This is a genomic window from Paracoccus jeotgali, assembly GCF_002865605.1.
GTDB lineage: Bacteria > Pseudomonadota > Alphaproteobacteria > Rhodobacterales > Rhodobacteraceae > Paracoccus > Paracoccus jeotgali.
The window spans coordinates 876179-901990 of record NZ_CP025583.1 but is presented as its reverse complement, the minus strand read 5'-3'; the positions used below and the strand labels follow the sequence as shown (position 1 = coordinate 901990).

Genomic DNA, 25812 nt, shown 5'->3' with positions numbered 1-25812 from the left:
AGACGGCCAACGAGGTCCCAGACCTGCCAGCCCTCAAATGTGATGGGTTGGTTCAGCCGCGCCGGGCAGCCTTCGCAGGTCGCTTCGCACGCGTCGCAGTAGCGCTCGCCCCCGCCGAAGGACCATTCGGCGAGAGCGCGGAGACGTTTTTTTCTTGTTCCAGCAGCAAGCCTTTGGAGACATAGGTCAGTTGGAAAGCCTCGAAGATCGGCCAGATGTCGAGGAGCGCGTCGATGGCCTCGGGACTGGGGTCGATGGGATTGCCATCTGCGTCGCCGATGCCCTTCCAAGTGAGAACTGCCCGGCGCGCCAGCGCCTTGGCGAAGGCAACAGCGCGTTCCTCGTCGGATGCGGCCTCGGGGACCGCCTCCACTACGGGGTCGCTGCGCGTCGCAACCATTAGCGCCGTGGTTAGTGGACGCAGCTGCACCCGGACGCCCGGCGCGAGGTCGTGCCAGCGGGGTGCATTCGTCAGATCGAGGGTCAGCATCAATAGATCTCCACGTCATTCACGAGGGTGGCGGTGCACATCCGGCCGACCGTGCTGTCACGCGCGGCCTGCCAGTCAAAGGTGGCCTGCACGCCCTGCGGTCCGGAAATCTCGATCCGGGGGCGCGGCAGATAGACGGCGTGCACGGTGAAGGTGAAGCTCTCGCCAGAGGGCAGGACGTAGGCAAACTCGAGCTCGCAGGGATCGCCATTGATCGCCTGCGTCACCAGCGTTTGGTCGGCGAAACGCACCTCGATGGAGCCGGTCTGAGCGGCAATAGACGGGTCTGCCCCATCGATACGCCCGTCCGAGCGGATGGTCTCAATCCGGTCGAGGTTGTTGGCATAGGTGATGTCGGCTGAAACCACGTTGCCGAGCGCCGATCCGTTGCGCGTAATCGCGCCGTTGAAATGGCCAAAGCGCTGCAATTCAAGAGCAGCTGGCGTCCCGGCGCTGGTCGTCGTGCCCACGGTCTCGCCCTGCGCCACCAGCCGCGCCGTCGCGGTCAGCAGACCAGATCGCTGCATTTGCCAGTTGATCTGGTCGAGCACGCATCCAGAATACATCGCAAAGCGCGGCACTTCGGGCATGCCGGTCTCGATGGACATGCTGGGCAGCGACCAGGACCCAGACTGGAATTCATGGGTCCAGGGGCCGGTGCCGGTCGTGATTGGATCGCCGAAAGCTGCCTTGAGCCAGAAGCCGAAGGCCTCGGCATCGAGCGGCACGACGACATCGCCATCGGCCGTCACCGCATCCTTGATCGGCGCCAGCGGATCGCGGCCGTAGCCCAGCAATTCCGAGTTCAGCAGCGGCTGCTCCGCGCCAAGCGAGGTGCTGGCGAAGGGCATCTTGGTGAAGCCACCCACCGGCGGCGTTCCATAGGTCGTCTCGAACGCAAGCGCCATCTGCGCCCGCGCCCCTTGGGCTCGTGCCATCGTGTTCTCCTTGAACTTTGGGGATCAGCCGAGCGGATCGACCGTTGAATAGTGCAGCACCACCGGAATGACGGCGGCCTTCAGGCTCGCCGCACCCTCGACCGGCAGATCAACCGGGCGCGGCGCTTCAGCCTCGATCCAGTCGCAGAGGCCGCCCAGCGTGCGGTCGGCGGCGAGCGCTATGCCGATGCCCGCGGTCAGTGTGTCGAAAGCGTCATCGCGGTCGGCATCCTGCACAACCGCCTCGATCTCGGCGCGATGCTGGTAGTGGTAGCGCAGCGGCGACAGCGTCACCTCCGGCTCCCCCGGTTCCCCGTCGCGCAGGATCAGCAAGCCATCCGTCGGCACGCGCTCAGGCAGCACCTCGCCGCGCAAGGCCGTGGCAGGCAGCGCCAAGAGCCGCGCGTGCAGCGCGGCGAGGATGGTTTCGCGAGGGGTGGGCATTGAGGCCTCACTATTTCCGTTTTGTCGTAAGCCGAAGATCAAGACCGGAAGCGGGCGACAAGGAATTGAACAGGGATTCCGCCTTGTTCAGGTCCATCACGAAGAATTCCTTGCCCAACGATGTCGCGCCAAACTCCTCAACGGCGTGCGATTTGAAGGCGGTTTCGGCATCACCGGCGCTTGCACGATTTGGAAACTTGGCGGTACGGATAATCTTCCACCCAATGGTCGATGACTGAGGAAAACTGAGATTCAAAGCCTTTAGGCGGTTCTTGATATCTCCGCTTATCCCGATCTTCACCAGCCCTGCGCCTCTGGGAACTGGCCGTCCCGCCAGCAGGTCAGCCCCATCGGGAAAGCGCGCCAAATACAATTCATGCGGCTTATCCTGAGTTTCATAGGAGCGGTCACCAAACGCCCCGAAAATGCCTTTCGATGGCTTCAAGAACGAGGCAATTGAAGCGACGGCGGCTGCATCTTCTTCAACTTGGACAGGCGGCTCGCCATAGACGTTGGTTTCAACAAACGGGACCTTTTCCAAAAGCCAACGAGCTTCCTCGGGGACCAGCCAAGTTCCGAAGCGTGCAAGGTATCGGCCATTGCTCGGATCATAGCTCTTTGGGAAGACCTGTTTGACGTCGAGTGTGTGTGATGTCCGCCAGGCGCGTCGCACGGGCATGGCATTCCGCCACTTGTCTTGGCGCCCGAGACGGATGTTTCGTTCCTTAGCCGCTTCGGACATCTTGTCCCAAGAATCGATTGCGGTTCTCTCCACCTCCAGCACACCCAGCAGATGGTGAACGATCTTGCTATCGGTCTCCGGGCTCGCCGCGCCATAGATGCAAACCAGTTGGCGATCCTCGATCATTGAGAACAACCGGTCTCTGTCCTTGGGGTCAGTAAAGCCGAGAATTCCTTCCTCTTCGGGAGCGAAGCCCCAAAAACCAGTCAGCCAAACCGAAGACTCTGCATCCAATCCCATTATTCGTTTCCATCGAAGGCGATATCCCAATCTATCTCAAGCGCATATCGGATCGCGGGCTTCGCGTCGATGTTGGTTTGGGGCGCTGTCTATCTCGCTTCCACCCAATTCGCCACGATCAGCCCCGGCACCATGTCCAACGCCCGGTCTGCATCCCGCGCGAGATCCAGCCGCTTCGGCAACTTCACCTGCGGCACCAGCAAGAAGATCGGCGCGGTGACCTTTCCGCGCCCGGTCTTCGAGCGCGACACCACCGCTTGGCCCTTGGTGTTCAGCCGTCCCTCCGCCACCAGCAGGCTCGGACCCGTCCGGCGATAGACAAACCGCAGGCGCAGACCGCGCCGCCGTTCCCATTCGCCGGGGTTGATCCGGCCGCCGCGCGTGGATTTGCCTGCGGCGGGCAGCGGGATTGCCAGCCAGAAGCCGTCCTTCGAGCGGATCAGCGGGCCGGTATCGTGAGCGCCGACGATCACCGGGGCTTTGGACCAGACCAATGCCGCCGCATCAAGGCTTTCGCCCGACCGCGGGAAGTTCTGGTTACGGATCGAGTTGGCAAGCCGTCGCCCAAGCCCCGCGCCGGTAATTTGTGTGCGCCAGGCAGTCTTGAGCCCGCTCCCGGCCTCGCGCATGGCAGCTGTCACGGCGCGTTCGCCCGCCGCGACCTCGGCTGCCATCATGGCCACGATGTCCGGATCGATGTCGACCTTCAGTTTCACGCGGGCCTCAGGTCCACAGTCCAAACCAACCGTTCCCGGTCGCGGGTGGGCTCGCCCTGAATAAGGAAGGCTTCGCCGTCGACTTCCAATCGGTCGCCCGGACGTGGGGCCGGAACCTCCGCGACGCGTAGATCGACCCGGGTCGTTTCCGACCAGAGCCGCGCGTCGCCGAAGTCGGTGATCGCATCAGCCTGCCGGGAAACAACGCGCACCAGAACGGGTGCGCCGCCATCGGAAGTGTAGACCGCCTCTCGTCCGATGTTGGGATCCGCGTACAGCGCATCAACGACGGCGGTAAATGCCGTCATCAGAAGCTCGCGTTCAGGCGCACCCGGCCGATCAGGTCGCCCGCGCCGCCAGCGACAGCTTCGGTCGCCACACCGATGAGCGTGTTCGCTGTGGCGGTCTTGGTGGCTTCCTTGTTGGTGTTGTCCCAATAGACTTTGTCACCGGCGGACCAGGCTTGGCTGGCGACCTTCTTCAGGTCGAAGATGCCGACGAGCGCGGCCTCGACCGTTTCGGCGTTGGCAGCATCCCCGGAGGCCACGCCGAAAATGGAGCCGACAAGCAGGCCGTCGCCGGATGAGACCGCATAGGGTGCGGTCAGGGTGATGGTGTTGCCGGGCTGCACGTAGTTTTTCATTGCGGGATCCTTTGCAAAAGGGAACGGGCGGCCCGATTGGGCCGCCCGGCGGAGGTGAGATGTCAGGGATGACCCGGTTATGCGCCCGGGTTCTTGTAAAGACCGCGCCAGTCGATGGCCTTGGCGCCGAAGTCGAGGCGGCACTTGATCTCGACCCCGTCGACGTCGAAGCCGTTGCGGGTTTCGATGTATGCGCCCTGCTGGCCCTCGAGATAAGCGTACTCGATGGTGTCAATCTGGTTCGGGCTGGCCGCCAGATACCAAGCGGTCTCGCTCGCCGCATCGAGCCGGGGCTCGCTGATCGGCGCGAGCGTCCGGATTGACTGCGGCACGACGTTCGACGTCGCTGCGGGCACTAGGTTCTGGGCGACCATCTGCTCTGCCTTCAATTCGAGCGATGCGGGCACGATCAGGAAGGCGGGCCGGACGTTCAGCACCGTCTTCTTGTCGAGGCCGGTCTGCTTGGCCATGGCAGCGCGGGCCGCACCAACCGCCTCGACCGCCAGCGCCGCCCCGGTGCCTGCGAGGTTCTTGTGGGTGGTGTGGAACAGCGCGTTGCCATCGGCCATTGCCGGGTTGGCGGTGATGATGCCCCAGACCACGTCCGACTCCAGTTGCGCGATCGAGTTGCCATACATCGCCGGGATCCGGGTGAAGGCGTCGAGATCGTCGTTGATCAGCGTCTGGCGCGTGATGGCGACGACCCGGCCATAGGTCTTGACCTTGTAGCTTTCCTTGCTCTCGCCGAGCGTGCCGCGCTTGAACTCGCCGCTCTCGCTGACCTCCAGAAGTTGCGGCGCTTCGCCGAGCTGGACCCGGTGCATCGCCTTGAAGTCGGTGGCCAGCACCTGACGGCAGAACAGCATGAAGGTCCGGGGATAGGCATCATAGGCCTGGCGCAAGGTCTTATTGGTGACCGCCGACAGGATCTCGGGGAAGTCCGAGGTCGAATGCAGCGCGCGCGTTGCCACCTCGTCACGCGACAGGCCGCGCGTGTTCACGCCCGCATTTCCGAGGCTTTCGCGGGCCAGTTCCATGAGCGTCATGCCACGATACTGGCGGGCGGGATCTTCCAGAGTGAAGAGCGTCGGGCTATAGCGGTGCAGCAGCGCATTCGCCACAGCATCGCGGCGGGTGATTTGCTCATCTCGGCCACCTAGCGGGATCGACACCTGGCTGAAGGTGCGGGTTTCCCCAGATTTGGCGGCGACCTGATCGAGGATCAGACGGCGTGCTTCGCCGATTTCGGTCCCGCGCTTGACCAAATCCTCGGCAAAGCTGCGCTCGAGGTTCAGGCGGCCCGCCAGGTCATAGATCGTGGAGACTCGGTCGCGTTCGGTGTCGCGGGCCCGGGTCGCGACGGCTTCGGTATCGGGTGCGGCCGCAGTGTCGGCCTTCTGCGGCTTCGGCTGCGCGCGGGTTTCGCTGGCAACAGCTTTCGGTTCGGCCACAGGCGTCTTCGGTTCAGTCATGGTAGTGTCCTCGGTCGCGATTGGGTCGCTGGGCTGATCTTTGGCCTCTGCGGCCGGGGCGTTGGGTTTGTCCGTCATCGGGATGGCTCCTGTTTGGGTGGCTGGGACGTCCCGGCGATGGAGGACGCAGTCGTGAAGTGGGGATTGGGCGCGAAACCCTGCGGCGGGATCTGCCCCAACGGGCACGGCGGACACCTCGAAGGGCGTCCAGTCGACCGCCCGCCAGAGTTCTCGGGCCGCTTCAGGTTTGGACACTTCGAAGCGATGGACCTGGTAGCCGATGGAGACCGCGCGGATGTGCCCGGCCTGGATGTCCCGCCAGATCGGTTCGACGTCCGCGCGCTCACTAATCCTGACCTGCGCAATGCCGCGACCGTTTTCGATACGCGCCGAACCCGGCACGACCGAGCCGATCACGGCGTCGAGCGTGTCGATCTCATGCACCTTCAGGAAGGGCGCGCCCGCGTTCAGACGATCAAGCCGCACATGGGTCGGGTCGAGGCTCAGCTCTTCGTCATAGGGCTCGCCGAATAAGGTCGACCGGCGAACACGCGCGCCCGCCGACCAGATCACCTCAACGGTGCGGGCGTCAGTATCAGCTGAGTTTGGCGCAAGCTCCGCCGACCGGCGCAGGGCCGGTAATTCGATCATCGTGTCCATGTTGGTCAGTCCTGTTCGTCGGAGTCGGGCCGCGCCGGGTCCGTATTGGAGTCGGCTTCCGGATCGCTCGCCGGGTCATTGGCAGGATCATTCGCCGGATCGCTGGTCTGTGCGCTGCCGGTCTTGGTGACGCGGCGCGGATCGCTGTCGAGCACCAGCCCGAGTGCATCAAGCTTGGCGTTTGTGGCGGCGATTTCCGCTAGCACGGCGTCAGGGTTGCGCCCCTGCCGGGCGATTACCTCGGCCAGCGTCATGGTGCCGGAGCGGATCGACAGCAGGTTGGCCATTGCGTCCTTCTGCGGATCGATCGCTTCGAACTTGGGCGGCGACCATTCGACCGGTACGTCCGGCGATGGGATCTGCCCTGCGGCCCACGCGGCCTCGGTGAACCAGCGCCAAACCGGGGCGCAGAACATCGGAATGAACAGCTGCCATTGCACGGCGTCGATCTGGCGGCGGAACTCCACGAGCCCCGCCCGGATCGAGGAATAGTTCACCTGGCTGAGATCGCCGGTCAGCAATTCATAGGGCACCCGGAACCCGGCCGAGATCGTGTGCAGGCTCGCCCGCTTGTATTCGCCATAGCCACCCGTGGCCGAGGGCTGGTTGAACCGGATATCCTTGCCCCCGCGCGCATAGGCGATAAGGCCCGGTTCGAACTGCTCGACCCGGTTGCCATCGGCATCGACCACAGACGGCGCGATGCCCTGCTGCGCCTCGTCATCGCCGAAGACGATGGCGGTCACGCAGGCCTCAGTTTTCTTTCGGACCAGTTCGGCAACCTCATAGTCGTCAAGATCGCGCAAGCTGCGGATCACCGGCGCGCCCCAGGGCACGCCGCGCGCCTGTGTGCGCTGCTTCTCATACACATGGGCGATCTCGCTGGCCGGCACCGGGCGGCTCTGCAGACCGTTCTGCATCGCGCCATAGGCATCGCCCGGATGTTCGGCGTGCAACCAATAAGCCCGACGTTTTCCGAGCGGGTCAAACTCTATCCCCTGCACCAGGCGTCCTGCACCGAGCGCGCCTGATTTGGTGGCGTCGAGGAAGTCGGCCTCAAGCACCTGCAATTGCAGCGGGACAGGCAAGCCGTCGCTCGCCCGGCGCAGGCGTCGGCGCACCAAAACCTCGCCCGCTTCGACCATCTCGCGGCAGATCAGGGTTTGCAGCCCGTAGAAGTCGAGCTGACCGTCCGCGTCAGCGGCGTCCGACCACCGCGCGAAGAGTGCATCGACCTTTCGGTCCAGCTTGTCATTACCGCTGGCCGCCCGGGGCATGATGCCCGCTCCGATGATGTTGTTCACCAGCACCGCCACGGCCTTGGCCGCGTGCGGGTTGTTGCGCACCAGATCGCGCATCCGGTCGCGCAAGAGCGCCCCGGCCACGCCGACTTCTGTGTCAGCCGAAGTGCCTGGCGCGCGCCAGCCTTCAGTGCGCCGCCCCTTCGCGGCACCATCGTAGCCCCGCGTCAGGGTTCCAAACGCCTGCCTGGCAAGAACGCGGCGCGCCGCTGCGCGCGGAGCCACCGTGGCAATCGCATGGTCAAACCAGTTCGCCGACATCAGCGATCTCCGCGCGAGAAGCCCGCGAGCCCGGCGATCGGCAATGGATTTGTCGTCCCGGCGATGGCGCGTTCGATGGTGCGGATGCGCGCCAGCAGATCCTCGGCCGAGCCATAGTCCACGGATTTTCCGTCATAGCTGACCCGGGTCGTGCCGCTGGCATAGGCGCGGCGCAGCGCAAAAAGTTCGGTTTCCGTCCAATCCGTCATGTTCAAAACCACCCTCCGCGCCGTCCGAGCCAGTCGGATCGGCGTTTGCCCTGCGACGTCTGCGTTTGCCTGTTGATCTGCCCCGCCGGATCCGCAGAGGCGTCGATGACCCCAAGCTGATCCTCGAGGTCGCGCCATTTCTCGTCGGTCCAGCGATCCGCGCCCGCGATCCAAGCGGCAGCGCGGGCATAGACCCTGCAGTCCAGCGCCTCGTTGCGTTCCCGAAGCTTCTGCCATTCCAGCCGGGCGAAGCCGCGCTTCCTGCGCACGGTGACCAGTTGCTCGGCGACGAACTGCTTCAGCCATTCGTTTTCGATCCAGTGCGGCAGGTGAACCGTGCCGGGTGAGAATGCCGCCCCGGCGGCAATTTCCTCCTCGGTCGGCCGCTCGAGCCGCAGGAAGCGATAGGTCTCGGCCTTGAAGGTCGACACCGCCACGGTCCAGAGGCGTGCACCTCGGCGCAGACGCTTGCCGCCCTCGGTCGCGTCCACATAAGTTGGGCCCGACACCGGGCTGGCGCGATTGAAGCCTTCGACGCCCTTGACTGGTGCGACCTGTGCAAACCCTTGCGCCCGCGACCAGCCATAGACCGCCGGAGCCTCGTAGCCGGTATCGATGGCAAGTCGCGCGATCTTCAGATGCGCGCCGCGTTCATGTGGCCATGTCTTGCCAAGCAGTTCGGTCAGGTCGCCCCAAGCCTCATGCCGGTCGGGCCCGCCCTCGATCACGATGTGATCAACCAGCCAGCTTTCCAGCCCACGGCCCCAGGCCCAGACATCGACCTCGATCCGGTCTTTCTGGACGTCGGCACCGGCGGTCAGGAACAACCCGCCCGCCGGGACAACGCCCGGTTTCCAGCGTTCGCGCTGGTCATAGAGCCTCTGCCAGTCAGGGGCTTCGCCGGTCTCGACCCATGTCTCGCCGAGGATCGTGTTGCGGAACGCCTTGATCGCCTCGTCCGACCCTTGCGCCGCGTCCCAGGCCCGCACAATCCGCTCCCAGCTCAGCCAGCCGATCGGCGAATAGAGGGCCGAGAGGTGATAACCAACGGTACCGGGATCAGCCGCAACGGCCGTCGCGCGCCATTCGCCTGCTTCCAGCATCGCCGTCTTGTGGTGCTCTGCGATGGGCTGGTCGCAGCCCTCGCAGTGATATTCAGCCATCTCCGGCTGCCCTTTTTCCCAACGCAGCCGTTCGAATTTGAGCCACTGCATCGCGCCGCAATGCGGACAGGGCACGAAGAACCGGCGCTGGTCACTGGCCTCATAGTCCCGCTCGATCCGGCTCATCCCCCGAATGGTCGGCGTCGAAACCAGAAACACCTTGCGCCTGTGGGCGAAGGTCAACGACCGGGCCTCGGCCAGCGTGACCGGATCGCCTTCCTCGTCGGCCGAGGCTGGATAGGCATCGACCTCGTCGAGGAAGATGTACCGCGCCGGGGTCGAGCGGAGACCTACGGCCGAGTTCGCCCCGGTCATGATCAGGATGCCGCCCGCGAATTCCTTGGACAGCATCGTATTGCCCGCGTCACGCGAGCGCGCGGGTTTCACCCGCTGCCGCAACTCCGGGCTTTCGTCGATCAGCGGATCGATCCGCTGCCTCGAGTTCCGCTTGGCCAGTTCCACCGTCGGCTGCACCGCGAGCATCGGGCCCGGCGCCTGGTGGATCGCAAAGCCGATCCAGTTGTTACCTGCCTCTGTCGCACCGACCTGCGCGGCCTTCATGAACACGATCCGCTGTGTCGGATCGCCAGGAGACAACCGATCCATGATCTCGCCCATGTAGGGCGTGCGCGCGGTTCGATACCGGCCCGGTTCAGCTGACGCGCGGCCCGAGAGCATCCGGTGCCTGTCCGCCCATTCGGACACGGTCAGGTCCGGATCCGGCGTGAGGCCAGCACCCCAGGCGCGCAGGATTTCCGCAGCGCCGTCAAATTCCAGCATGTCGTCCGTTTCACCGGAGATCGGGTTTGACCTCGGCAAGATCGTCGAGCTGGGCACGGACATGTTTCTCCAGAACCTTCTGCATTGCTGCGGGCTCCACACCCAGATCAGCCGCCATCAACGCCGCCGCACGGGCGGGCCAGTTCACCCAGACGTCGCGCTCCTGCCGCGCCAGCCGAAACACCAGCGACAGAGCGCGGGCCCGGTCGATCAGCTCGCCCTTCAGCTTTTGCAGCCGGATACGGCGTTCCTGCGCCTTCAGCACTTCATTGGCCGTCTTTGCCTGCAGGAACGTGGTGCCGCTGCCGACAGGCGGGGCTGCCATTCCCTGTTCGCGCAGCGTTTCGCCTACGGCAGATACCGCCGCCTCCGGGACGGGTTTGAGCTTTGGCTGCGGTGCTTTCCGTGTCTTGGACGGATCGGTCGCCTCAGCGCGCAGGGCATCGCTGGCCACCGCGTCAATGCTGCCATCGCCGTGCAGCACCACGCGTCCCGTGGCCTTGGCCTTCTGGATCGCCCCGCGTGAAAGGCCGACGCGGGCGGCGTATTGGCGCTCGCTCAGACCCTCCATTGCGCGCTCCGATTATCATTCAAAATCATGTGCTTATGTAGTTGATAAGCCTCTGCGCCAGAGCGAACGTGATCCTACGAAAACGATGCAACTCAGCACGGAGCGACCGCGATGACCCGCCTGAACCCGATCACCACACCCCGCCACCAACTGCGTGCAGAGAAGGCTGCGCGGAACAAGGAGGCAGCGCTCAACGCATTCATCGGCAAAAAGGCCGAGATCGACGAGATGCTCGCCCGCTTGTCGAGCCTGAGCGACGACCATTTCGACGCCCACCCCGACGAGGTGAATTGGGGCCATGTCGGCACGCTTGAGCATTACGCAAGCCTCCTGAAGCGCATCACCGACAGCGCCTTCAGCGAAGGCGAGCACGCCGAATGACAGGAGCCAACGCCATGGAAACCAGCACCATCCGCATCGCCATTCGCGGCCTCAACGAGCCCTGGGACACCAGCCGCATCCCGGCGGTTCTCGACGAAATCGAAGCATCGTTCCGCGAGGAAGCCGACATTCCCGCGCGCCTCACCGCCGACAGCATGACCATCGCCATCGATGTCGCCACCGACCGGCTGCCTGATGCTGCAGCACTCCTGCGGGATCTCGGGCTGATCTGACCTCGGCCTTCGCCCGAACTCCGGCCGCGCGCCCTGCGCGGCTTGGGATCGTAGAAGACCGCGACGGTCGCGGTCCGAGAACGGAGACGACCCTCATGACCAAGCTTTCCGACACCCAGACGATCATCCTGTCCCGCGCGGCCCAGAATAAGGACCGCATTGCCCTGCCGCTGCCCGACAGCCTGCGCGGCGGGGCCGCCGCCAAGGTGGTCGGCGCGATGCTCACCAAGGGCTTCCTCGAAGAGGTCGAAGCCGACATGCGCAAGGGCGAGCCCGTCTGGCGCGAGACCGGCGACGCCCACGGTGTCACGCTGGTCGCTACCGACGCAGGCCTCGCCGCCATCGGCATCAAGCCCGAGGACTCGAACATCGCGCCTGCGGGCGCGACGGACGCGCCGACCGACACTCTCGCGCAGGACGTTCCGACCGAACCGGAGGCCGCGCCAAAGACGCGCACGCCGCGCGAGGGCACCAAGCAGGCCACGCTGATCGCCATGCTTCGCGCGCCGGACGGCGCGACCATCGAGGAGATCATGGCAGCGACGGGCTGGCAATCGCACACGGTGCGCGGCGCGATGGCCGGGGCGCTGAAAAAGAAGCTCGGCCTCGAGATCACCTCGAAGAAGGTTGAGAACCGGGGACGGGTTTATCGTATCGAGCGCTGATTTCGATCCGCCTCGCCGCTGAAGTCCCTACTATAGGGAAGCCGTCGCCTTGTCAGCGGCGGCTTCGTCGCTTTTACCCGGATCGCCTCGAACAGCCGCCGCAAGGCGAAGGAACGGCCGATCGACACGATGGTGAAGATGGACCCCATCTTCAGGTTCTGCGCCAGAGTCGTGTGCAGCCCGAAAATCGGGAAGACAACGATCTGGGTTGCGACCGCGACTCCGTAGCCGACGGTCACATTGGCGACGGACTCGACCAGCGACATGGCGCGCGATTGCTTCATGCGGCCGCCTCCTCGTCCTTCGCGGGCTGGCCCAGCCGCTCGGCTTTGGACTCGGCGAAGGTCCGACCGTCCCCATCGAGGATAGCCTCGCGACCGGTTTCGGCCTGCCAGCGTTCGACTGCGACATCGACATAAGCCGGGCTGATCTCCATCGCGAAGACGCGGCGGCCGTTGGCCTCGCCCGCCATGATCTGCGAGCCGGAGCCGCAGAACGGCTCGTAGCAGAGACCGCCCCGCGCCACATGCTGGCGCATCGGAATCCCGAAGGCGTCGAGTGGTTTCGGCGTTGGGTGCTCGGGCCGGTCGTCCTTGGCGAAGCTGGGCAGCGCCCAAGTCGACGGTAGGGTTTCCTCGGCAACCTTCGGCGGCCGGTTGGGGCGGCGCCAGCCCATGAAACAGGGCTCGTGCTTCCAGAGGTAGTGCGACCGGGTCAGGACACCGCGGTCTTTCACCCAGATGATCTGCTGGTGAACGAATGCCCCAGCCTTCTCCCAGCAGGCTTCCAGCATCGCCTGACGACGCGAGGCGTGCCAGCAATACCAGGCCGCGTTCTCGGCGATTGCCTCAGCCACTGCAGCGGCGATGAAGCCATCGTACAGTTCCGCACCTTGGCTGCTGTCGTCCCAGGTGGTGCCATAAGACGCCGACCAATCCTTGTTCCGTGTCGGATGGTTCGAGCCGTCGTAGTCGACGAGGTACGGCGGATCGGTCGCGAACAGGATCGCCCGCTCGCCATTCATCAGGCGGCGTACATCGGCAGCGCTGGTGCTATCGCCGCAGAGCAACCGATGATCGCCGAGGATCCACAGGTCGCCGGTTTGCGATGCCGGATTGCGCGGCGGCTCGGGAATGGTCACCGGCGGCACAGAGCCCCCGGCACCACCTTCGTCGCCATCCTCCTCCGGCACATAGGCCAGCAGCTTGTCCAACTCACCATCGGAAAAACCGACCAGAGACAGATCGTAGTCCTCCGCCAGCAGGTCGTTCAGTTCCGCAGACAGCAGCGCCTCGTTCCAGGTGCCCAGTTCGGTCAGCTTGTTGTCCGCGATCCGGTAAGCCCGCCGCTGCGCCTCGGTCAGATGCCCGAGCACGATCACTGGCGCTTCGGTCAGCCCGAGCTGGGTTGCCGCCAGCACCCGGCCATGGCCCGCGATCAACTCGCCGTCGTCCGCGACCAGGCACGGAACCGTCCAGCCGAATTCCGCCATGCTGGCGGCGATCTTCGCGACCTGATCCGAGCCATGCGCCTTCGCGTTTTTCGCGTAGGGCTGGAGCTTGGCCAGCGGCCAGGTCTCGATCGCGTCCGGGGCAAAGCTCAAGGTCATGATGATCGGTTCGCCTCAATTCGGTGGAACCCTGGACTCCGGACACCGGCAGCCAGCCTGGACTCCGCAACGGGTCCAGCGGCCACCGGACGTGTCCGGTTCCAAGAGTTTGTTTTGGTGTGGTTTTCAGCAGCTCGCGGGTTGATGCCCGCCGGGGTGGCTTCCCAAAAAAACCGCCCTGTCGCTGGCGATATTGCGCGCTTCGCCCGCCAGCATACAAAAGTGGCCCAGAAGGAACCGCGAATTCAATTAGTTAGCAGATTGGACCCCGGCTGGACCCTTGGTTGGACCCCGGGGTCCAGCGGCGCGGGCCGTCCCGCGCGCGCCTCTCCCGAGTATATCCCTTTTCTAACCCCCAGCCGGGCTTTCTGTCTCATCGAAAACTGTCCGGCGGACACTTTCCTAGTAGCTGCGGGCGCTTACGCGCCAGCGGCCAGTTCGATCACGCGGCGCTTCGACATGTTGCGGTTGAACCGTCGCCTGTTGAGGGTGAGCGCGATAACGGAAATGCCGAATTGCCAGTGCTGGTGGGCTGCAGAGCGCTGCAGACCAACCGCCCAGCAGATCTCCTTCCAGCGTTCGCCATGCGCCTTCATCCAGACGATCTTGCCATCGATGGGCTCGAGACAGGCGGTCCAGGTCAGCGTTTCCTCCATCCGGCTGATCGCCAGCGGCGAGGGCAACACGCGCATGGGCCTCGGCTCCTGGCCCACTTTGTCGGCGAAGCTGTAGACCATCTCGGGCCATGTGCTGAAGTACCCCTGCCTGCGCGGCTCAGGCAGGCGTTTGAGGACGAAGGCGGCCTCGGCCAGCCGTTCTTCCACGAGGTCAGGTGTCCAGTCCGTCATTGCGATACCTTTCGATCTCGCGGGCAGTGCCCGTACAGCTTCTCGCCGAGTTGCCGTACCAATTCCCGTTCCGGCCAGGTCAGGCGATCATCGTCGATGGCCACGGCCAGCAGGCCTTGCTCTTGCCAGCCATCGCGCTTCACATCGTCGGGGCTGCGGCGATGCCCACCATAGCCCTTGGGCACAAACCGCATTCCGCTCATTGCATGCCCCCCTTGGTCTCCAGCGCCCAGAACAGGATCGCGATAGCATCGGCCTCATTGTCGTCAGCTGGGCTGAACCCGCGCGACCGGGCAGCGGCGATCATGGCCTCCTTGTTGGCGTTGCCCTTGCCGGTGGCGAACCGCTTGATGGTGCCGACGGGAACGCCCTCGTAAGGCACACCGCGCAGCTCGGCCCATGCAGTCAGGGTGGCCATCAGACCTCCATAGACATGGGCTGCGTCGGTGCCCGCGTGGCGGCGGACTTCCTCGAACCAGATGGCGGCGATGGGCCCGGACAGCCGGTCCAACTCGCCCAGCCAGTTGCTGAAGCGCAGGTAGCGCATGCCGCCGCCGTCAAAGCGGCCGGGACGGAAGGACACGGTGCCGCTGGTGATCAGCCCGTCGGATCCATGCAGGGCCCAGCCTGTCGTCGTACCGAGATCGAGCGCGAGCAATGTGCGGTCGGCGCGGAAAGCAGGCGGCAGATCGGGGATTGCCTCCCGCATCCTGGTGGTCAGAGTCGCTTCAGCCATCGTGGTCTCCTTTTCGGGTTGGCTGCGGGGGTGGAAGACGACGGCGGTCATGTGCTTGGCGGTACGGGCCGCCGTCGTCGGATCGGGATGTGCAGGGAGCGTCAGAGCCCGTGCGCGCGGATACCCGTCGACGTATGGGAAGAGAGGCCAAACCTGCCGGTTGGCCTCCCCATACGTAGTATGGGGGCTTTCATTGTTCGTCCTCCAATCAGCGTAAGATGCTGAATTCATTTGGGTTTCGAGGACGTACAGAGGACGTACAAGAGGACGAACTTGTTCGACCTCTTTTTGCTCCAAGTGATTGATTTCATTGGATTGAGGACGAACAACGGCGGAGGTCGAACATGTTTGTCCTGAGGTCGAACAGAGGACGTACAAGCCAAAATCAGGCATTTTCATCCTCCCGGATCGACCAATCGGAAGGGTCTACGAGGTCCATGCACTGCCCGTTGGAGGGCGATTTATAGTGGCTCGGGACTACCGGAATGACGCTGTCCAGGACCTCTCCGGTCTCCGGTTCGACCCGGCCCTTGCGGCCGAACACCATGCCTTCGGCGCAGAGGTAGCCGAAGCGCGACCGGACCACGGAGTGACCGAATTTTGTGCCGTCGCGTAGGAAGCGGATGTCGCCTTTGGTGGCCAGCACATTGATGCGGTCGCGGATGGTGAACTGGCTGCCCAGGCCGCGCTGGTTCTCAAACGCCTCGCGGAACTGGGTCGAGGTGTAGAGTTTGCCCTCCGCTGCCTCGTCGATCAGGATCGACAGGATGACATCGCGCTTTCGGTCTCGCTCGGCATCATGCTTCGCACCAACTTCCTGGCGGACGAGGCGTTCGTTCATCGGGTTGATCTCGACCCATTGGCCGCCGACTTTGTCGATCACCTTTGGCGGCAAAGCAGGACCGTTCCTGAGCTCAATCTCCAGTTTTCGTTGCGAGCAATCCTCATCGGGCCGGTGCAGGATCAGGCCGGAGGTATAGAACCCGCGCAGCGCGCTGGCGCCGGAAAGCGCGAGGAAAGGATCGTCTTTCACCTGCTGCTTGCTGAGCTTCTTGGTGTGATGGATCAGGATGACCCCGCAGTCGGGGTCGATATGGTCGCGCAGGACCTCGACCCGTTCCTTCAGGAAGAACATCATGGCGGTGTTGTCGTTTTCGCCGCCGCCATCGGGACCGCCGTCAAAGAGGTTCCGGATCGGGTCGACGCAAAGGATGTCCGGCGGCGCATCGGGGAAAGCCGTCTGGACAGCGCGGGCAACCCGCACGCTTCCTTCGTTGTCGAGCAGCATCTTGAGCTTGGGTGTGGCGACGAAAGTATCGCGCGCAGCGGCCAGCACCTCCGGGGGGAGGGCAATCTGCTTCAGCCGCTCGCGCAGATAGTGATACTGGATCTCGGCCTGCAAATAGAAGATCCGCAGCGGTCGCGGCGGCGTGAAGCCGAGAAACGGCACGCCTGCAGCCATGTGGACGAGCCAGGAGATCAGCAGGTCGCTTTTGCCAACCTTGGGCGCGCCGCCCAGCACCAGCAGTCCGCCCGGCGTCAGCACGCGCGGCGCGATGATGTCCTCCGGCATCGGACTCTGGTCGTCCAGCAGCGCACCAAGCGTGAAGGCGGGCATCTCCTGCGGCCCCGGTGCGCCAGACTCCAACCGGACCAGCGGCGGTCCGTATTTCTCGACATGCCGGTCCCAGAGCCGCTCGGACTCGCGTTTGAGCCGTTCGACCGGCCATTGCGGCCGAAGCATCGCGGCGTTGTAGCCGCAGATACCTTCCCAGCCCTCGTCCGTGGTCATCCGGCCCTCGTGGACCATACGGATGAAGTGCCCGATCGCGGCAGATGCCCCTTCGAAGCGGGACCAATCGTCCTGCGCCCCCTCGCGCACGGGCGTGACCAGCACATCGTCCATGGCGGGCTTGTCAGGATGCGTAAACTCGGGCTGCAGCGACACCCCCGGCGCGGGCGGCATGTCAGTGACCGCTTCGATGAACTCGGCCAGATCACGCTCGCGGTCGGCGTTCAACTCAACGATCCGCACCTGCGTCTTGAGGCTGTTCTTGTAATAGACCGAACCCGCTACCCGGATCGGCTGGTGGGCGGAGCGGAAATGCATGTCGCCGCCGACCTTGGCGGCAATGTCACCGCGCAGGCGGCAGACACGGCGAATATCATCGCCTTCGGCAGGCTCGGTCAGCGTCCACCAGACATGGGCTTTCCGCTGCCCTTCGGGTGTCACGCCACCGCTCTCCACAACCATGGTTGGCGCACCAAGGTGGCGCTCGAGATGGGCGCGCTTGGCGGCAATGTCTCCGGTGTCCAGATCGACCACGACGGTCTGCATCTGCAGGATTTCGGCGGCTTTGGCCTGACCGGGCGCGGCCACGGTGCCGGGGATCACATAGACCGCTGCGCCTTCGCGGGAGGCCCATGTGGCGAAGGTCGTCATTTTTTCGGGCGCGGCCTGATCCGCCTCAAGCCAGATGTTATGCGGGCGGCCATCGATGCCCTGACCCTTGTCGATGAAGCTGCGGACCGGGATCAGGCCATCGCAGTAACCGAAGACGACCTGCATGAACTGGGCGATCTGCTCGGGATCGGGCTCGTCGCCGAACACGTCAATCTGCGGGGCCGCATCGTTGAAGTCGCGCCACGGATTGAAATGCATGATGTTTTCCTTGGAGGTGTCGGGCGTCCTGTCGTCGCGCATCGGTGTGTCCTGCTCGCTGTCGGATGGTTTGGTGGGCTCGTCAGTCACGCAGCCAGCCCCCAACACCGCTCGGCATGGGCGCAGAACCGGCACTCGAAGAAGTCGCGATTGGCGGCGATGCGAGGCAGCAACTCGCCCGCGTCGGTGGCCTGCAGTATCCGCACTGCGCGGTCGGACATGCGCTGCGCCAAATCGGCATCGAAAGGCACCAATTCGTGGTGAAGCTCGGCCGTGTCCTTGTTGATCGCCGTGAACAGCGCAGGTGCGGTCGAAATTCCCGGCACCGAAGGTTCCATGTAGGCTTGGTAGATCGCGATCTGGGCGGCATAGACGGGTTTGGAGAGAGTCACCCCGTCCTTGACGCAAGCGCGCCAGTTCTTCGCGTTCATGGTCTTGCATTCCCAAAGCGCGGGAACTCGCATGCCAAGCGCTGCCGGGGCATCGGCGATGATCCCGTCGACGTGGCCCCGGATACGACCGCCCGCGACTTCGAACCCAAACTGGCCGCCATCGCGTTTTTGGGTGACCAGATTGATCCCGGCCGCGCGCAGCCAGTGGATCGCCAGATCCTCGAGTTGATGACCCATCGCGAAAATCCTCAGCGTCTGCCCGCCGAAATCGGCCCCCTCATCCTTGGGCGCACCGGCGAACTCGAACTGCAGCGCGCGTTCGCAAGCATGCCCGAGGCGGGACGCGCCGAGATAGGTCCGGGGTGGCGTGGCCTCACGTTCAGCAATGAGGGCTGCGTCCACCAGTGTGTTGATCCGCTCGGCCACGGAAGGGCGTGGGTTGAAATCCAGCATCAGAACGGCACCTCGCCCCCGGCGGCGATGCGCGACATCTCGGCGCTGTAGCCTTCCAGGACCTCCTCGATCAGCGCGGTGACTTCGGTCGCATCCAGATCGCAGAGCCGCTTGTTCCAGCCGATCTCGTCCATGGTCGTGCCAAGCCGCTTCATCACCAGCGCGATTGCGAGGCGTTCTTCGTCAGTGGTTCCCTGCATGGTCAGTCCTTTCCGGTGGCGGGCCGCGAAGAACGACTGGCAGTGCATCGAGCAGAACCAGCGATGTTCGCGGGGGCGAGGTTGGTTTGGGTTGAAAAAACCTAAGCTGCGCGCAGGGCGCAGGCAGACGGCACAAGGCTTGATGCGCGGCTTCCAGAGCCGAATACGCTCCGGGCAATCCGCAGCCGGTTCGGGCGAGGATGGGATTTGCGCGACATAGCTCACGCGACCCTCCCGAGGGACGGGGCGGCCCGTGTAACCAGCTGGCGGATTTCGCGCTTGTTGAATTTGAAGGTCATCAGCGCCGAGGCGCGATAACGGGTGAGGCCATAGTCGCTGCGAAATTCCGTCGGCAGGTATTGCAGCTGCTTTTCGGTCGCGGCCTGTTTCAGCCATCCCTTCGATTTGAATGCGCTCTCGTCCGTTTCATGGGTGTTCAGCCAGTCATCGGCCTGCGCGAGACAAACCGCACGTTCGCCCACACCAAGCAGCCGGGACGCCTGACCTTTGCCGCCGCCGACAGCGTGCCAACGGCCCTCGAGGAAGAATATCCCACCCCATGCGTTGAACCCGTTGGCCATCAGGGCCGCATCGTCGCCGAAGAGGTCAACCCATGCGAAACTGGAGCGTTTCAGCAGGTCGATCTCGGACATGATGAAGCTGTCGATCGGGGCCGAGCCCTCCCGTGACAGGTCAGCGCCACAGAATGGGCATTCGGTGACGGCGAGCGGGATCTCCGCCTCGCATTCCGGGCAAGTCTTGCTCGGGGCTGGCCCGGGCACCGGTTCGCGGCCGTCCAGGTCTACGTCCTGTTCCAGCGTGCCGTGGGTCAGGCTCGACGTCCCGAAATCCAGCACGATGCAGTCGGTCTTGATGACGCCCGGGTATTCCTCCGGATCAACCGTGCGCAGGCCACGGCCAATCATCTGGATCATGGTGGACTTGTATGAACTCGGCCTCAGCAGCACGACGCAGGAAGTGGGCGGATGGTCCCAGCCTTCCGTGAGCACGGCGACGTTGACGATCACCCGGATCTCGCCCGACGCATAGGCGGCCAGGATCCTGCGCCGGGTCGCCCCGTCCAAGTCGCCATGGATGACAGCCGCAGCGATGTCCGCATCGTTGAACGCTGCGGCGACGTTCTCGGCATGAGCAACGGTGGAGCAGAAGACGACCGTGGGACGATCGCTGGCCTTCTCGCGCCAATGCCGGATCACCTCGTCGGTGACCGGGGCGCGGTTCATGATGCCCGCCACCTCGTTCATGTCGAAATCCGACAGTGTCTTGCGCACCGCGCGCAGTTCGTCCTGCACTCCGACGTCGATGATAAAGGTGCGGGGCGGCACGAGATGGCCGGAGGCGATCAACTCGCCAAGCCTGACCTGGTCACCGACATTGTCGAAGATCTCGCGCAGACCTTTGCGATCGCCCCGGTTCGGCGTGGCGGTGACGCCGAAGATCCGGCAATCGGGATTGGCAGTGCGCGCGTGGTCGATGATCCGGCGATAGCTGTCGGCGACCGCGTGGTGCGCTTCGTCAATCACCAGCAGGTCAAGCGCGGGCATCGCCTTGAGATTGGCGGGGCGGGTCAGCGTCGGCACCATGGCGAAGGTCGCCTGACCGGCCCAGTCCTTGCTCCCGGCATCGATCACCGAAGTGGTAATCTCGGGCGCGACCCGGCCGAACTTGGTTCGGTTCTGCGATGTCAGCTCATCGCGATGGGCGAGGATGCACGCCTTGGCCTCGCTGCCCTCGATGGAGCGCGCAACGACGGCGGACAGCGCGATGGTCTTGCCGAAACCGGTCGAGGCGATGCTGAGCGTGTTGCCGTGATCGCAGAGCGCAGCGAGGCTGCGCTCCACGAAGAGGCTCTGGCGCGGACGAAGGCGCATCGCGCTACCCCCTATTGCGCCCATGCCGGGCGACCCGGCATAGGTGCAGCGGCAGGTTGCGGGGAGGGTGCGGTATTGGCGGCTGGCGACTGTTGGCCCAGCGACGGCGCCGCGCCCATGACCTGCGCATAGTCGCGATGATCGGGCGTGACCGCGCTGCGGATCTCGTTCTTGTCGTCGCCGCTGGCGTCCGTGCCGATGTCGATGCGCGCGATGAACTCGATGCCGTCCAAATCTGCAAAGCCGCTGATCCGCCGCGCCGCCTGCGCTTCGGGGGACATGTCCTTGTCGGAAATCCCGCGCGCCGAGTTCAGCATGCCGCGCACGAGGCTGCGGCCCATGTTGGTCCAGTCCGGCCCCTTGGGGCTGTAAAGCCCGATCAGCGTGAAGATCTTGCGGCGGGCATATTGGCCCTCGGTCACGGTAAACTCGCCGTTGAGATAAACAGCCCCAGTGGAGCCGCGCGTGGCATAGCCGCCGGTCCAGCCCTGTGAGGCGTCGTCGAACCCGCCGGGGCGGATCGTCAGGTGCACCTTGGCCAGCGTGCCCTTCGGGATGAGGTTGGTGTTGCTCTGCGCGTCGTTGAAATCGTTCCAGGAACCCATGGGGAACCTCCTTCTATTTTCAGGATTGCGGTTGGGATTGCTCGTCATTGGCCGGATCGGCGGGTGGTGGCGCGTAGGTCAGCCGGTCGGGTGCCGGTATCGCGGGCGTTCGGATCTTCGCCATCAGGCGGCCGAGATGGGGCTCTTCGACTTGAGCCAGGCGGCCGGAGCGATCCTTCGCCGGAAAGCCCCAGGGGTTGATCGTCTGGCAGACGAAGGCGCGGTACGGATCGCCGCCATCGGAGGTCAGCTCGGCCATGGTGATCACCTCATCGACGATCCCCGGCAGCTCCAGCCCGGTCTTTGAGCCATCGATCTGCGGCTGGAACACCTTGCGATTGAAGTCGTCGAGCTTCTCGTCGAGGATCCCGACGAACCAGACGTTCTTGGCGCGCGTGTGCTGCAAATGCGTGAGCCAGCCGATCATCTCGCGGCCGTGCAGACCGTAAGCGCCACGGACATCCGGCTTGCCGGTCTTCTCCGACAGCGCCTCTGGCTGCCCCTTGCACCACCCGAAGCACAGCCGCCCGGCGACGGTGATCGAGTCGACAAAAATGGTGTCGTAGCGATCGAGCGCTGCCGGATCACCAAAGCGTTCGCAGACGGCGGCATAGTGCGCCGGGCTGTAGGGCTGCTCGTCGCGGAGCGCCGGGTTGGGCCCACCGATGAATACCGCGAAATCTCGGCACTCCGTCCATGTGCGCGGACGGATGCTGTCACCTGCCCAGCCCTCGATGGCCAGATCGCCCGCTTCGAGATCCATGAACAAGGTGCGGTCAGGATCGAGGGTCCAGAGGAGGGAAGTTTTCCCTATTCCGGATTTCCCAAAAATGCAGCCCTTGATGCCGCGCGGCTCGGCAAGCCGCTGGTCGGCGCTGATGATGGGGAGGCTCACTGGTCAGCCCCCTGCGCGAGGATCTCGACCTTCAGCGTGCCGGGCCGGACGGTGCGTGCGGGCTCGAAACCCTGCCGGATGGCCTCGGGCCAGGCCGCGTATTTACGCTCCGGCACCTTGTAAGCGAGATCGACATATTCGGCAGGATCGTCCCCGGCATCCTGGATCCGAGCGACCATGTCGGCGAGCCGCTCCTGATCCCAATCCACCCGCTTCGGCAGATCAGCGACCACGGTGAAATCGCCGTCATCAAAGCGGACCGTGCCGGTGTCTTTGCCCGAAACCTGCCGTTCTTCGGCGGCCCGGGTAGCATAGCGGACGGCCAATCCGGCATCGAAGCGGGTCTTGGCGGTCTTGTCGCGCTTCAGACGCTCGTCGATTTCGCGCTGCAGGATCGCCAGCAACTCGACCGGCAGCGCCGCAACCTCGGCGGCGCTGAGGGATGGCAGATCGTCAGGCGTGGGGGTGTTCTCGGGGAATGGCATGAAATGGTCTCCGTGATCGTTGAAAAAGGATTGGAAGGCGGGCATCACGCGGCCTCGAGCAGCCGGACCGACAGGGCGGTACCGCTGGATCGGGGTTTGGGCCGGGCGATGGCGATGTAGGCGAAGTGGTCGGGGCCGATCCGCGCCTGGACGAGATGGACAAGGTTCTGCTCGGCCGCGCGCAGGGCGGCGGCCGCGACCTGACGCAAGGCGCGCTGACGGTCGGCAGACAGCTTCGAGAGAACTGCTGTGGCATCCACCGCCAGAAACCCGCGGTGATAGATCAGCGTCTCGCCGGGCTCGGCCTGAGCAATCCATGCGCAGAGCCCGACCTCGTCCAGACTTGTAGCAGCGCAGAACGGCACCACCCGGTCGGCTGCGAAATCATCGATCCGGACCATCATGCGGCACCGACATGGGCATTCGCGCCGGTGCTGTGGCGCAGCTGGTCCTGCTCGAATGCGGTGATATCCTCCATGCGGTAAACCACACGGCCGCCCAGCTTCATGAACTGTGGGCCTTCACCGGCCCACCGCCACCGCTCTAGCGTGCGGTGCGAGATGTTCCACCGCCGGGCCAGTTCTTTCTGATTGAGGTGTTTGAGCTGCATTTTCGTCTCCTGTCGCTCGCTGCGTTGGGAGAAAGATGCGAAATCCTGCTGTGGGATGTCGTCAGGATCGAAGTGGGATACGGAGGGGGATCAGTTTGAGCCTTGCAACTCAGCGGCGAACGCCGTGGCGGGGGATTGTCATCCCACTCTCATCCCCCTGCGCATCCCACTGCGGAGCCGGAGGGACGCACGCGCTCGAACGGGACGGACCGGAATCAACCGTAGTTCAGACGGTAGTTTCCGCGACCGTTTGATTCGATCAGCGATCGCCACTGCTTCTGGGATTTGAACACGTCGGACATCTTCAGGCTCTTTGATCCCGCAGCCGACAGGATCGCCTTGCCGCTCTGCCATGCTTCACCCCGGCGCGCAGCCTCATGCAGCGCACGGACAACCTGCGCCTGGATCGGGCCAAGGCGGAACTGATGCCCGCCGCAGCGCACCTCGTGATAGTCAAACGACGCGATGAAGACAGGCAGCTGCGGCCCGGTCTCTGCGCCGGAGAACCCTGTCTCAGCTTCGAAACGGTCACGTTCCTCGCGCCTTAGCAGCAAATCCTCAATGGTGAGGGGCACGCCGTCTCGATCTCCCCAGATCGAAGCATAGTCCGACCGGGGCGTTCGGAAGTCGCTCACTGTCAACTCGGCGGTCCGAAATATCTGGAACACATCCCGCGCATGCAGCTCAAGCAGCCCACTGTAGTAGCTCTGCTCGGTGGGCACACGAAAGTGCTCACCCTCATGGGTCTCCTCGTAGTCGCCCAGTTCCAACGGCACACCGAAGACACGCACCGACAGCCGCAGCTTGTCGTTCTCCGCCAGATAGATCAGGTCGGCCTCGGAGATGGACCAGCGATCGAGGATCTCCGGCAGAGTAAAATACGCCTTCTCGATCTCCATCTGACCCCCGATTCCCGCCATTGAATGTTTAGGGTTTGTTCTAAATCCTTGACGACCTCCGATCAATCCTGTTTTATCCTATTTGATCCACAGCCCTCTGGGGAAAACATGACCGAGCATCACACGCTCTCCGACCGCCTTCGCGCCCGGGCTCAGCAACTCGGGCTAAGCCCCGCTCATGTCGCAGAGATGGCCGGGGTCAATCGATCCTTCGTCTACGACATCCTGCGCGGCCGCTCAGCACGACCGGGAATAGACAAGTTGGCCGAGGTCGCCCGCGTGCTGAAGGTCGAGCGGGAATGGCTGATCCATGGCATCGGTGAGGTCGAAGGCGAGCCACCCTTCATCGAGAACCCCGATGAGACGTTCGTGGCGATCGCCCATGCCAGCCCACGCCCCTCTATGGGCGGTGGTGCCGTGGTGACCGAGAATCACGACACACCGGGCCGCGCCTATCACTTCCGCCGATCCTGGATAAAGGGCAGCCTCAAGGCCAGCCCGTCGCAGCTGCGCATCATGCATGTGGAGGGCGACAGCATGGCGCCGACCCTGCTGGACGGCGACACCGTGCTGGTCGACATGACCCGGCGCGCGCCGAACCCGCCCGGGATCTTCGTGCTGGACGACGGCATGGGGTTGGTGGCTAAGCGGCTCGAGCATGTGCCCAACAGCGATCCGCCTGCCGTGCGGGTCATCTCGGACAACAGCTTCTACAGTCCCTACGAGCGCAGTGCCGAGGAAATCCACATCATCGGCCGGATCCGCTGGTTCGCGCGGGAGATTTGAGATGATCGAAGTCCGCCAGATCGACGATGCAAACCCCGCGCTGGCGCATTCGCCGATGGTGCGGGCGCTGGAAAAGACTTTCGCCTACATGGCCGAACATGGCGGGATCGGGCTCACGCCGTCGAAGGCCTTCAAGCGGGTGTTCGTTCATTGGGCGGCGCGGGAGTTCCACTGGCCCGGCTATACCGAGGAAGAACTCTTCGCCATCAACAAGGTGCTGAACGAGATCGACTTTGGGCCGCTGATGGATCTGCACGACGTGATGATCGCGTTGAAGATCGGACGGCACTACAAGGGGCAGTTCAAACTGACCAAGGCAGGCCAGGAATTGGTCGGGCATCCCGGTCGGATTTTCGGCATCGTCACACCCTTCTACCTGTTCGAGGTCAACCACGCCCGCTTCTCGCGCTTCGAAGACGAGCCGATCTTGGGCAATTGGGACCTGTTCCTGAACGTGCTAAACGTCGAGACCGAGGACGGCGCAACCGGCGCTGACCTCCGGCAGGTGCTGTTCGGCGCGCACGACCCTGCCGTTGGTTTCGACGATGTGCTGAGCGGTCTGTATATTCAGGTGCTTCGGCCTTTGTGCTGGACCGGGTTGCTGGAAGAGAACCGAGCCAAGGGGTTGCTTCGGACGCGCGAGAGGACGTTCACTAAGACGCCGTTGTGGAGAGCGGCGCTGCGGCTGGATACGGATGGGGTGGCACAGGGGGCGACTAGACATTGAAGATCCAGACTTATAATCCGAACCTAGATACGCTGCCACAGCGCAGCATATCTGAACTGGGAATCGCCAACAGACCTAAAAATTTTCTGCCTCATATATTGTCC

The 25812-nt window shown here is 64.1% G+C and carries 32 protein-coding genes; 5 read left to right on the top strand and 27 right to left on the bottom strand.

What is annotated here, in order from left to right:
* Nucleotides 1–52 precede the first annotated feature (52 nt).
* The 12 genes from CYR75_RS04575 to CYR75_RS04520 form a co-directional block, all read right to left on the bottom strand.
* Complete coding sequence (locus CYR75_RS04575) at nt 53–490, bottom strand: hypothetical protein (protein ID WP_101499013.1); 438 nt, start codon at nt 488–490, stop codon at nt 53–55.
* Nucleotides 490–1428, bottom strand: coding sequence for a phage tail tube protein (locus CYR75_RS04570; RefSeq protein ID WP_101499012.1), 939 nt, complete (start codon nt 1426–1428; stop codon nt 490–492). The genes CYR75_RS04575 and CYR75_RS04570 overlap by 1 nt, the downstream gene beginning before the upstream one ends.
* A gap of 24 nt (nt 1429–1452) precedes the next feature.
* A complete protein-coding gene (locus tag CYR75_RS04565) occupies nt 1453–1872 on the bottom strand; it encodes an acyl-CoA transferase (protein ID WP_101499011.1) in 420 nt (139 codons plus the stop codon).
* 10 nt (nt 1873–1882) lie between these two features.
* Nucleotides 1883–2854 carry a GIY-YIG nuclease family protein gene (locus CYR75_RS04560; RefSeq protein WP_225972838.1) on the bottom strand — a complete coding sequence of 324 codons (972 nt, stop codon included), beginning with the start codon at nt 2852–2854 and terminating at the stop codon, nt 1883–1885.
* An 89-nt stretch (nt 2855–2943) separates the two neighbouring features.
* Nucleotides 2944–3570 carry a DUF6441 family protein gene (locus CYR75_RS04555; protein ID WP_101499010.1) on the bottom strand — a complete coding sequence of 209 codons (627 nt, stop codon included), beginning with the start codon at nt 3568–3570 and terminating at the stop codon, nt 2944–2946.
* Nucleotides 3567–3878 (bottom strand): head-tail joining protein, encoded by a 312-nt coding sequence (locus CYR75_RS04550; RefSeq protein ID WP_101499009.1) that lies wholly within the window; start codon nt 3876–3878, stop codon nt 3567–3569. The genes CYR75_RS04555 and CYR75_RS04550 overlap by 4 nt, the downstream gene beginning before the upstream one ends.
* Nucleotides 3878–4213 carry a DUF2190 family protein gene (locus CYR75_RS04545; RefSeq protein WP_101499008.1) on the bottom strand — a complete coding sequence of 112 codons (336 nt, stop codon included), beginning with the start codon at nt 4211–4213 and terminating at the stop codon, nt 3878–3880. Before CYR75_RS04545 ends, CYR75_RS04550 begins: the two co-directional genes overlap by 1 nt.
* A gap of 77 nt (nt 4214–4290) precedes the next feature.
* Nucleotides 4291–6345 (bottom strand): prohead protease/major capsid protein fusion protein, encoded by a 2055-nt coding sequence (locus CYR75_RS04540; protein WP_101499007.1) that lies wholly within the window; start codon nt 6343–6345, stop codon nt 4291–4293.
* A 5-nt stretch (nt 6346–6350) separates the two neighbouring features.
* On the bottom strand, nt 6351–7907 hold the full coding sequence (locus CYR75_RS04535) for a phage portal protein (RefSeq protein WP_101499006.1): 1557 nt from the start codon (nt 7905–7907) through the stop codon (nt 6351–6353).
* Complete coding sequence (locus tag CYR75_RS04530) at nt 7907–8116, bottom strand: phage head-tail joining protein (protein WP_101499005.1); 210 nt, start codon at nt 8114–8116, stop codon at nt 7907–7909. The genes CYR75_RS04535 and CYR75_RS04530 overlap by 1 nt, the downstream gene beginning before the upstream one ends.
* A 2-nt stretch (nt 8117–8118) precedes the next feature.
* A complete protein-coding gene (locus CYR75_RS04525; protein WP_404825361.1) occupies nt 8119–10059 on the bottom strand; it encodes a phage terminase large subunit family protein in 1941 nt (646 codons plus the stop codon).
* Between the two features lie 10 nt (nt 10060–10069).
* The gene (locus CYR75_RS04520; RefSeq protein WP_101499003.1) at nt 10070–10630 is read right to left on the bottom strand and encodes a hypothetical protein; all 561 of its coding nucleotides are present in this window, start codon (nt 10628–10630) and stop codon (nt 10070–10072) included.
* Nucleotides 10631–10741: 111 nt separating this feature from the next.
* Here CYR75_RS04520 and CYR75_RS04515 point away from each other — a divergent pair, with 111 nt between their 5' ends.
* The 3 genes from CYR75_RS04515 (at nt 10742) to CYR75_RS04505 (ending at nt 11909) form a co-directional block, all read left to right on the top strand.
* Nucleotides 10742–11011, top strand: a complete 270-nt coding sequence (locus CYR75_RS04515) for a hypothetical protein (protein ID WP_101499002.1) — start codon at nt 10742–10744, stop codon at nt 11009–11011.
* Between the two features lie 14 nt (nt 11012–11025).
* Entirely contained in the window at nt 11026–11244 is a 219-nt protein-coding gene (locus CYR75_RS04510) for a hypothetical protein (protein ID WP_101499001.1), read from the top strand.
* A gap of 95 nt (nt 11245–11339) precedes the next feature.
* Complete coding sequence (locus tag CYR75_RS04505; protein ID WP_101499000.1) at nt 11340–11909, top strand: DUF3489 domain-containing protein; 570 nt, start codon at nt 11340–11342, stop codon at nt 11907–11909.
* On the opposite strand, the gene CYR75_RS04500 is transcribed toward CYR75_RS04505, so the two are convergent.
* The 15 genes from CYR75_RS04500 to CYR75_RS04430 all read right to left on the bottom strand — a co-directional run bounded on the left by CYR75_RS04500 (nt 11891) and on the right by CYR75_RS04430 (nt 24195).
* Nucleotides 11891–12193, bottom strand: a complete 303-nt coding sequence (locus CYR75_RS04500; RefSeq protein WP_404825360.1) for a DUF7220 family protein — start codon at nt 12191–12193, stop codon at nt 11891–11893. The two genes, CYR75_RS04505 and CYR75_RS04500, sit on opposite strands and share 19 nt — an antisense overlap.
* Complete coding sequence (locus CYR75_RS04495) at nt 12190–13518, bottom strand: site-specific DNA-methyltransferase (RefSeq protein WP_101498999.1); 1329 nt, start codon at nt 13516–13518, stop codon at nt 12190–12192. The genes CYR75_RS04500 and CYR75_RS04495 overlap by 4 nt, the downstream gene beginning before the upstream one ends.
* A gap of 419 nt (nt 13519–13937) precedes the next feature.
* Nucleotides 13938–14366, bottom strand: coding sequence for a DUF6362 family protein (locus CYR75_RS04490; protein ID WP_101498998.1), 429 nt, complete (start codon nt 14364–14366; stop codon nt 13938–13940).
* On the bottom strand, nt 14363–14569 hold the full coding sequence (locus CYR75_RS04485) for a hypothetical protein (protein WP_450091377.1): 207 nt from the start codon (nt 14567–14569) through the stop codon (nt 14363–14365). Before CYR75_RS04485 ends, CYR75_RS04490 begins: the two co-directional genes overlap by 4 nt.
* Nucleotides 14566–15153, bottom strand: coding sequence for a crossover junction endodeoxyribonuclease RuvC (locus CYR75_RS04480; RefSeq protein ID WP_450091376.1), 588 nt, complete (start codon nt 15151–15153; stop codon nt 14566–14568). The genes CYR75_RS04485 and CYR75_RS04480 overlap by 4 nt, the downstream gene beginning before the upstream one ends.
* A gap of 334 nt (nt 15154–15487) precedes the next feature.
* Nucleotides 15488–17806, bottom strand: coding sequence for an AAA family ATPase (locus tag CYR75_RS04475; protein ID WP_192876682.1), 2319 nt, complete (start codon nt 17804–17806; stop codon nt 15488–15490).
* A 44-nt stretch (nt 17807–17850) separates the two neighbouring features.
* A complete protein-coding gene (locus CYR75_RS04470) occupies nt 17851–18609 on the bottom strand; it encodes a hypothetical protein (RefSeq protein WP_101498995.1) in 759 nt (252 codons plus the stop codon).
* Nucleotides 18609–19034 carry a DUF6511 domain-containing protein gene (locus CYR75_RS16335; RefSeq protein WP_225972837.1) on the bottom strand — a complete coding sequence of 142 codons (426 nt, stop codon included), beginning with the start codon at nt 19032–19034 and terminating at the stop codon, nt 18609–18611. The genes CYR75_RS04470 and CYR75_RS16335 overlap by 1 nt, the downstream gene beginning before the upstream one ends.
* Entirely contained in the window at nt 19031–20701 is a 1671-nt protein-coding gene (locus CYR75_RS04460) for a DEAD/DEAH box helicase (protein WP_101498993.1), read from the bottom strand. The genes CYR75_RS16335 and CYR75_RS04460 overlap by 4 nt, the downstream gene beginning before the upstream one ends.
* Nucleotides 20702–20712: 11 nt before the next feature.
* A complete protein-coding gene (locus CYR75_RS04455) occupies nt 20713–21354 on the bottom strand; it encodes a hypothetical protein (RefSeq protein ID WP_225972836.1) in 642 nt (213 codons plus the stop codon).
* The gene (locus CYR75_RS04450) at nt 21326–22201 is read right to left on the bottom strand and encodes an ATP-binding protein (RefSeq protein WP_101498991.1); all 876 of its coding nucleotides are present in this window, start codon (nt 22199–22201) and stop codon (nt 21326–21328) included. The genes CYR75_RS04455 and CYR75_RS04450 overlap by 29 nt, the downstream gene beginning before the upstream one ends.
* Complete coding sequence (locus CYR75_RS04445; RefSeq protein ID WP_101500868.1) at nt 22198–22686, bottom strand: hypothetical protein; 489 nt, start codon at nt 22684–22686, stop codon at nt 22198–22200. Before CYR75_RS04445 ends, CYR75_RS04450 begins: the two co-directional genes overlap by 4 nt.
* 44 nt (nt 22687–22730) lie before the next feature.
* On the bottom strand, nt 22731–23090 hold the full coding sequence (locus tag CYR75_RS04440) for a hypothetical protein (protein WP_225972835.1): 360 nt from the start codon (nt 23088–23090) through the stop codon (nt 22731–22733).
* A complete protein-coding gene (locus CYR75_RS04435) occupies nt 23087–23296 on the bottom strand; it encodes a helix-turn-helix transcriptional regulator (protein ID WP_101498990.1) in 210 nt (69 codons plus the stop codon). Before CYR75_RS04435 ends, CYR75_RS04440 begins: the two co-directional genes overlap by 4 nt.
* Nucleotides 23297–23511: 215 nt before the next feature.
* Entirely contained in the window at nt 23512–24195 is a 684-nt protein-coding gene (locus CYR75_RS04430) for a hypothetical protein (RefSeq protein ID WP_158644574.1), read from the bottom strand.
* Between the two features lie 108 nt (nt 24196–24303).
* Here CYR75_RS04430 and CYR75_RS04425 point away from each other — a divergent pair, with 108 nt between their 5' ends.
* Nucleotides 24304–24981 (top strand): LexA family transcriptional regulator, encoded by a 678-nt coding sequence (locus tag CYR75_RS04425; RefSeq protein ID WP_101498988.1) that lies wholly within the window; start codon nt 24304–24306, stop codon nt 24979–24981.
* Nucleotide 24982: 1 nt separating this feature from the next.
* Nucleotides 24983–25708 carry a hypothetical protein gene (locus tag CYR75_RS04420; RefSeq protein WP_101498987.1) on the top strand — a complete coding sequence of 242 codons (726 nt, stop codon included), beginning with the start codon at nt 24983–24985 and terminating at the stop codon, nt 25706–25708.
* Nucleotides 25709–25812: the final 104 nt, after the last annotated feature.